This is a genomic window from Dyella sp. 01N36, from assembly GCF_056399745.1.
Map to the genome: position 1 here is coordinate 1 of NZ_JBFTRY010000168.1, position 7,581 is coordinate 7,581.

Consider the following 7,581-nt stretch of genomic DNA (forward strand, 5'->3'; position numbering starts at 1 on the left):
GGTGTACCGCTCCGTAGGATGGTCGCGCACAAGTGCGCTCCTACAAGGTGGCGCCTTGTACTGCGGCGGATGCTGCACGCTCAGGCAACATGCGCTCCCGCAACCATCGCTCCGCGGGCGTCGATACCCAACGCTCCATGCCCTTGCCCAACAGCCAGCAGATCGGCAACGCCGGCAGATACCAGAGATAACCGTAGGCGATATCCCCGCCCATCGCCTTGTAGATCCGCATCACGCTGTACACGACGAACATGTGGGTGAGGTAGATCTCGTAGCTCAGCCGCCCCCACGAACGCAGCCAGCCCAAGCCTCGCCATGCGGCAGCACGCGACCATGCACTGGCCAACACCATGCAAAGTGCAGACCCGGTAAGCACGAGCATGTAGCCATCGCGCATCGTCTGCCACAGCAGCATGCCCTCGAGCATCACCAGGTACAGACCCAGGACGCCCACGACGGCCAGCATCCAGACCGCAGCGCGCGGCAGGCTGCGCCAACGTTGCACGATCAGCGCGCCGAGCACACCGGTGGCAATCGCCGCCATGCCGGGCAGATAAGCCTTCTCCTGCCAGATCTCATTGTCGGCCAACGCGGCGTGCGTCCACGGCAGCGACACCGCCAATGCGATCAGCATCGGCACTAGGACCCAATTACGCCGAGTCAGCAGGCAGACGATGGGGAAGCCGAGATAAAACACTTCCTCGATAGACAGCGACCACAGCACGTCCCAGTTGCCCGGCAGGTAACCGGTCATCCCTTCGTACCAGTTCAGATGGAAGCCGAGCGCCGCCACGATGGCGCGTGGCAACGACTGCCCTGCCCGATCGATCACGTAATCCGGCGCGCCCGCTAAATGCAGCAAGCTGAGCACGAACACCAGCAACAGCAGGCAGGGAGCGATGCGCGAGAAGCGTCGGGCATAGAACGCACGCAGGTCGATGCCGGCCAACGAACCACTGCGACGCAGCGCGTTGCTGGTGATCAGAAAGCCCGAGATCACGAAGAAGATGAAGACCGCTTCGTAGCCGTTGAAATTGAGAGCCGTCAGCAACTTCCTCGGCAGCACGTCGAGCAAGGCCGTCTTGCGCAGCGGAATGCGCAGGCCGATGTGGTGCAGCACCACCAGCAGAATGGAGAAGCCGCGCAGCAGGTCGATGCCGGTGTTGCGTTGAGCCTGAGGGTCAGTCATCGCATCCATCCACCGAATCCTTGTAGGAGCGCACCCTGTGCGCGAACAAGGCGCGGCAGCGCCTTCGCTTCGCCAACCCGTCGCGCACAGGGTGCGCTCCCACAAGGTGGCAGACGCTTACTGTGCCGCTGGCAGATCGTGAATCATCTGCTGCGCCAGGCCTTCGTAGTTGTAATCGAAATGATGATCGCCGGTCTTTTCGTAGACCTTGATCCAGCTCGGCAGCTTCGGATCGGCGCAAAGCGCGTCGTCCTTATCCTTGACCCCGTAGTAGCAGACCACCGGCGGGTGATCATTCAATGCTTCGAGCGGCGGCAGCGCGTCGTAATGCTGCACGGGATTGAGCCACTGGAAGAAGTCCTGGGTGTGCGTCTTCCACCATCCCTCCTTCATATAGCCTTCCATTTCGATTTCGAAATTGACGTCGTGACTGGGTGACAGCAGTACCACCTGGGCGATGCGCGCGCGGCCCTCAGGGCTCAACTGATCGATCACCGAAGGCAGCACGTCGGCGCCGAAAGAGAAACCAATCAGCCATACGCGCTTCTTGCCCGGTTGCGACACCGCCTGCGCGATCAAGGCATCCAGATCGACGGCCGACTCCTTCGCCGGACGATTGCGCCAGTAGTACTGCAGCAGACTTACGCCCTGCACCGGGATGCCGTGCGAGGCGATGATCTTGCCCAACGACTGGTCCAGATCGCGCCAGCCGCCATCGCCGGAATAGAAAATCGCCACTACATCCTCGCGCCCCGCCAGCGGCGTGACGCCGGCCTGCGCAGGCACCTGCACCAGTGACTCCTGCATGCTGGCGTGATGCCAGGGCTGCCAGGCCCACAGGCCGACGGCGGCGGCAATCAACACAACGAGAGCGAACCACTTCCAGAGTCGTTTCAACGGCGCACCATGCCTGACAGTCCACCCGAAATGAGGCTTGCCACATTGGCGAACACCAGCGGGAGGGCGATGCCATTGGGCACCGCAAGATAACGAGGCTCCCACACGGGATCGAATTTGTCTTTGTACTTGTGCAGGCCGCGGAAGTTGTAGAAGCGCTCGCCGCGACCAAACAGCATCGCACCCAGGCGGCTCCACAGCGGCGCGCTGCGGCGATTCTGCAGGCCGGAAAACGGTGCCATGCCGAGGTTGAACCAGCGGTAGCCTTCCTGTTTGGACCACTGCATCAGGCTGATGAACAGGAAGTCCATGATGCCGGCCGTGCCGTCGGGCAGATGGCGCATCAGGTCCAGCGAGGCCTCTTCCTTGTTGTCGGTGAGGAATAGATTGGCGAAGGCCACCAACTCCTCGCCCTGCCACACCAGCGCCATCGGCGTGCGTTCGAGATAGCGCGCATCGAAGGTGCCCAGCGAGAAGCCCTTCTCGCGCACGCCCTTGTCGCGCATCCACGCATCGGAAATTTTTTTCAGTTGCGGGATCAGCGCAGCCACCGCGTCGGCCGGCACGATCTCCATGCGCATGCCTTCGCGGGTGAGCTTGTTGATGGTGTTGCGCAATACCTTCTTGGACTTGCCGTCGAGGTTGAAGCCGGCCAGTTCCACGCGGGCCTCTTCGCCGATCTTGAGGAAGTTCATGCCCACTTCCAGGTACAGGTCCAGATCGTCCTGGCGCACCTGGTAGAACAGCGGCCAGCCGCCGGCGCGTTCGCACTGGTCGCGGAAAGTCCACACCAGTTCGCGGCGCGCTTCTTCGTCCTCGCCGACGGGATCGCCCATGGCCACCCAGCTGCGGCCTTCCACGTCGTACATGATGAAGGCGCGGTTGTCGGCATCGAACAGCAGGGTCTTGTCCGCCATCAGGGCGAGATGCGCCTGGGCGGAGTTGTAGTTCTTGATCAGCGGCAGCGCGCGCTGCAGGTCTTCTTCGCTTGGCAGGTGCAGGTCCGGCCGCACGGGGCGGATCAGGTTGGCCAGCGCAAACAACAGGCCAGCGGTGGTCGCGCCCACCAATGCGCGCAGCGCACGCGGCGCACCGCCGTGATAGAAGCTGAATTCCCACCACAGGTTGTTGCTGTATTCCACGTGCTTGTAGCTGAAGCCGACCAGCCAGCCCGCACAGCCGAGCACCGCCACGATGGCGATGATCCAGCCCCACGAGAAGCTCGCGCTGAACATCGACGCGCGGCGATAGAACAACTTGTGCGCCGGCGCCAGCGCGAGCGCCAGCACCGACAACAGCGTGGCTTCTTCGTAATCGATGCCCTTGAGCAGCGACAGCACCGCGCCCAGCACCAGCAGGATCAGTGTGAGCACATAGGCTGCATCGAGTCGCCGCTGCAGACCGCGCGCAAGAATCAGCAACATCATGCCGACCACGCTGGAAAGGAAGTGGGACACTTCCAGCACGGCCAGCGGCAGCACGTCGCGCAGGATGGCCATGCGCGTGGGCAGCGCCGAGGTGGCACCCGAGAAGAGCAGCACCGCGCCCGACACGAGCGTCAGGCCCGCGAAGAACGGCGGCAGCAAACCGGTGAACCACGGCGCCAGCTGCGTCTTCTGGCGCAGCCCGCGCGCTTCGCGCCACAGCACCACCACGGTCGCCGCGAACAGCGGCAGGAAATAATAGATAAGGCGATACGCCGCCAGCGCGCCGAGGATGGGCGCTTCCAGGCCCTGGTTTCCTTCGGCGCCGAAGCCGGCCAGCATCACCGCCTCGAACACGCCCAGGCCACCGGGCACGTGACTGATCAAGCCGGCGATCTGCGCCAGCACGAAGATCGCAAGGAAATGCCCGAAACCCGTGTCCACCTGATTGGGCATCAGCAGATAAAGCACATAGGCGGCCAAACCCCAATCCACCGCGCCGACCAACACCTGCCGCGTGGCGACCAGGGTGGTCGGCAAACTCAGGCGCCATCGCCAAATACGCAATGGACGTCCAAGCAGGCGATTGCCCACGATCCACAGCAGCGGGATCAGGGTGAGCACCGCGGCCACCGGAATGCGCCAGCTGGCCAGCGGCAAGGACGGCGGAATCGGCACCAGCAGCAAGGTGACGCCGGTGAGCGCGCTCAGGCCCAGCCAGAAACTCAGCGTGGTGTAGACCACCACCTTCGCCACTTCGGCCGTGGAAAGTCCGGCCTGGATGTAGAAGCGGTAGCGGATGGAACCGGAGATCAACAAGGCCATGCCCAGCGCATTGCTGAAGGCGTAGCTGATGAAGGAGATCAGGCTGACCTGCGGACCCGGCAAACGCTTGCCGATGTATTTGAGGCCGAACCAGTCGTAGAGAATCATCACGCCGTAACTGCCGGCAGTGAGCAGCACGGCCAGGGCGACGCGGTAGTTCTCCAGTCCGTGAACGTAGCGTGCCACCTCGCGGTAGCTCACCTCGCTGGCCAGGCGGTGCAGCGCCCATAGCGCCAGGCACAGCATGGCCACCGAAAGCAGCGGACCGGCAAGCCTGCGCAACCTGGCCATCAGGCCAGGGCGTGCAAGCATTTCACCGGAAATCGGGGCTTGGGCCCCTGTCTGCTCCACCACGCGTTTACCGCCTCCACATGACCATCGCGCAAGATATTCGCGACCGTCTAGGATAGCCGGTCAACGTGCTCTTCTGTTCGATCGTGGCATGCAGGCATGACATTCGGTCGCGCCCGCTTCAGGCAGGTCGCGACCGTGTGATGTCAGGACTTGGCGCCCAGTCCGTTGGCCATGCGGGCAATCCAGCGGTACAGCACCAGCACGATCACCGCGAAGGCGATGCCGCCGATCCACTGGGCCTTGTCGGCAAACTCAGGTCCCACGAGTGCCAAGGGCGCTTGCAGGTTGCTGAAACCCAGGCGGTCCGCGAATGCCACGATCGCTGCGATCAGGACGCCAATAATGCTCTCGCCCACGATCAAGCCGGAGGCCAGCAGCACGCCAAGCTGTTTGGTGGTTTCAGGCTTCTTCGAACGATCGGCACGACGATCGAAATACCAGCCGACCACCGAACCGACCACCACCATCAGCGTGCTGACCGTCGGCAGATAGATGCCCAGGCCTACCGCCAGCGGCGGTATGCGCATGTGCTTGGTGGTCCGCGCCAGGATCTCGTCGACGATGATGATCGCCACGCCGATCCAGATGCCGGTGATGATCAGGCTCCAGTCGATATTGCCGGTGATCACGCCGTTCGCCAGCGCCGAAATAAGGCCGGCCTGTGGCGCCGGCAGCGCATGCGCACCCACGCCCGCCACACCGACAAATCCATAGGCCTTGTTGAGCAGGTCGAGCACCGGCGGGATCACCGCTGCGCCCGCGATCACACCGATCACCAGCGCCACCTGCTGACGCCACGGCGTGGCGTCCACCAGCTGACCCGTCTTGAGATCCTGCAGGTTGTTGTTGGCGATGGCCGCCACGGTGAACACCACCGCGGTGATGAACAGCGCAAACGCCACCAGCGCCTTGCCTTCTTCCGGGCCGACGTACGGCTTCACGAACGCCACCAGCAGCAAGGCGGCTGCGATCACCACCAGGATGCCCACGCCCGACAGCGGGCTATTGGACGAACCGATCAGGCCGGCCATGTAGCCGCACACGGTGGAGACAAAGAAGCCCATCAGCACCACGAAGGCCACGCCGCCGATGGCGAGCACGCCGACATGGGCACCCAGGCCGCTGATCTCACCGAAGTAACCGAGCAACCAGGCGATCGGCACGAAGCAGGCCAGCGTGATCAGGCCCACGATGCCAATCGGGATGTCGCGCTCGGTGCGCGGCAGCGAGTCGGCCTTGCCGGCCTTGCGCACTTTGGAGGCAGCCATGGCCGAAGTCAGGCCGCTGATCACCGGCTTCACCAGCTTGGCGAGTGTCCAGATGGCCGACACGCCGATCGCGCCCGCACCGACGAAACGAACCTTGTGGCTCCAGGTGCCATTGGCCAGATCCGCCACCGACGCACTCATGTCGCCCAGCAGCGAGTAATGCGGCACGCCCCAGCCCCAGCCGATGATCGCGCCAATCAGCATGGCGATACCCACCGACAGGCCCACCAGGTGGCCAATGGCGAACAACGCGAAGGAAAGATTGAAGTCGAAGCCGCTGACCGAACCCTTGTCGCCCACGCGGAAGTAGCGCACGAAGTCGCTGGCGAACACCTGGGTGGCCACGATCACCGCAAACACGGCGGAAACGATGGAGCCCCACAGCACGGCAAGCAGACCCGCACGGCCTTCTTCCACACTGCCTGCATCGGCATCGTCGCCACTGCCGACCTTCAACACCTCGGCGCAGGCCAGGCCTTCCGGGTACGGCAGGTCGGAGGTCGTCACCAGTGCACGGCGCAGCGGGATCGAATACATCACGCCCAGGATGCCGCCCAAGGCACACACGGCAAACGAGGTCCAGAACGGGAAGCCGGTCCACCAGCCGATCATGATCATGCCCGGGAGCACGAAGATGATCGACGACAACGTGCCCGCCGCCGACGCGATGGTCTGCACGATGTTGTTTTCCTGGATGGTGGAATCCTTGAACCCGCGCAGCAGGGCCATGGAAATCACCGCCGCGGGAATCGATGTGGCGAAGGTGAGGCCGGCCTTGAGGCCAAAGAAGACGTTGGCGGCAGTGAACACCACCGTGATGATCACGCCCAGGATGAGACCGCGAACGGTCAGCTCTTTGCGATTTTCGGTCTGAGAAAGATTGCCGCTCACGAAAGTCGTCCCGTCATGTCATTGGTCCCCTGTTGGCCACCCTGGGGCGGCATAGCATGAATACGACAGCCCGCCGGAAGGCGGGTCAGCGCGTAGGGTTGCCGGATTTGCTTGGAATCGCAACGGGTTGACGGGGTTTGGAGCCTGCCTTCCTCGTTTGGGGCAGGTTTGGATGGGGCGGGGCTTGCCCCGGAGCCGCATCTGCTTGCTCGTCGTCCCGGCGGGGGGCGGGATTTCCCTTTTGCCGGTCCCGGCGTTGGCCTGAGGCGCTTTTCAACCGTCGCATGGCTGCTCATTCAGAGCTTGGGCTCTGGTTGTCGCATTACGGCCAGCTTGCCGCCTGCGCGGCGGGCGTTTCGAACGGCTGCCGCCGCTCGAGTCACTTTTCTCTTGCTGGCCCAAGAGATCCCACGGGACTAGCTTCGCGTCGAAAGTAACCCAAAGAGAATGGCCGGATAACGCCCGCAGCATCGTGTTGGGATAAGCCCGAACGCTTGAGGCGAGCTGTTGTGGGACAACCTCCGAGGGTACACAGCGGGTACCTCAAAGCGCTGCGCAACGCGCCCGAATCGCCGAGGACTTAAAGCGGGGCCTCGCTGCGCATCGGCTGTGGGTCACAGCTGGCGCACTGGATGCGCGCCTGGCGCTTGGCTTGTCTGTGGGAGCGCACCCTGTGCGCGACAGTCACGCTGCGGTGTACCGCTCCGTAGGTTTGTCGCGCACAGGGTGCGCT

4 protein-coding genes are annotated in these 7,581 nt (G+C 63.5%); all 4 read right to left on the reverse strand.

The genetic code is table 11. The annotated features are described in order from the left end of the window. Nucleotides 1-40: 40 nt before the first annotated feature. Complete coding sequence (locus AC1DMG_RS17865; RefSeq protein WP_477177901.1) at nucleotides 41-1,189, reverse strand: acyltransferase family protein; 1,149 nt, start codon at nucleotides 1,187-1,189, stop codon at nucleotides 41-43. A 117-nt stretch (nucleotides 1,190-1,306) separates the two neighbouring features. Next, nucleotides 1,307-2,086, reverse strand: a complete 780-nt coding sequence (locus AC1DMG_RS17870) for an AcvB/VirJ family lysyl-phosphatidylglycerol hydrolase (RefSeq protein ID WP_477177900.1) — start codon at nucleotides 2,084-2,086, stop codon at nucleotides 1,307-1,309. Further along, a complete protein-coding gene (mprF, locus tag AC1DMG_RS17875) occupies nucleotides 2,083-4,647 on the reverse strand; it encodes a bifunctional lysylphosphatidylglycerol flippase/synthetase MprF (protein ID WP_477177899.1) in 2,565 nt (854 codons plus the stop codon). The genes AC1DMG_RS17870 and mprF overlap by 4 nt, the downstream gene beginning before the upstream one ends. A gap of 185 nt (nucleotides 4,648-4,832) precedes the next feature. Continuing rightward, on the reverse strand, nucleotides 4,833-6,848 hold the full coding sequence (locus AC1DMG_RS17880; RefSeq protein ID WP_441605635.1) for an OPT family oligopeptide transporter: 2,016 nt from the start codon (nucleotides 6,846-6,848) through the stop codon (nucleotides 4,833-4,835). Nucleotides 6,849-7,581: the final 733 nt, after the last annotated feature.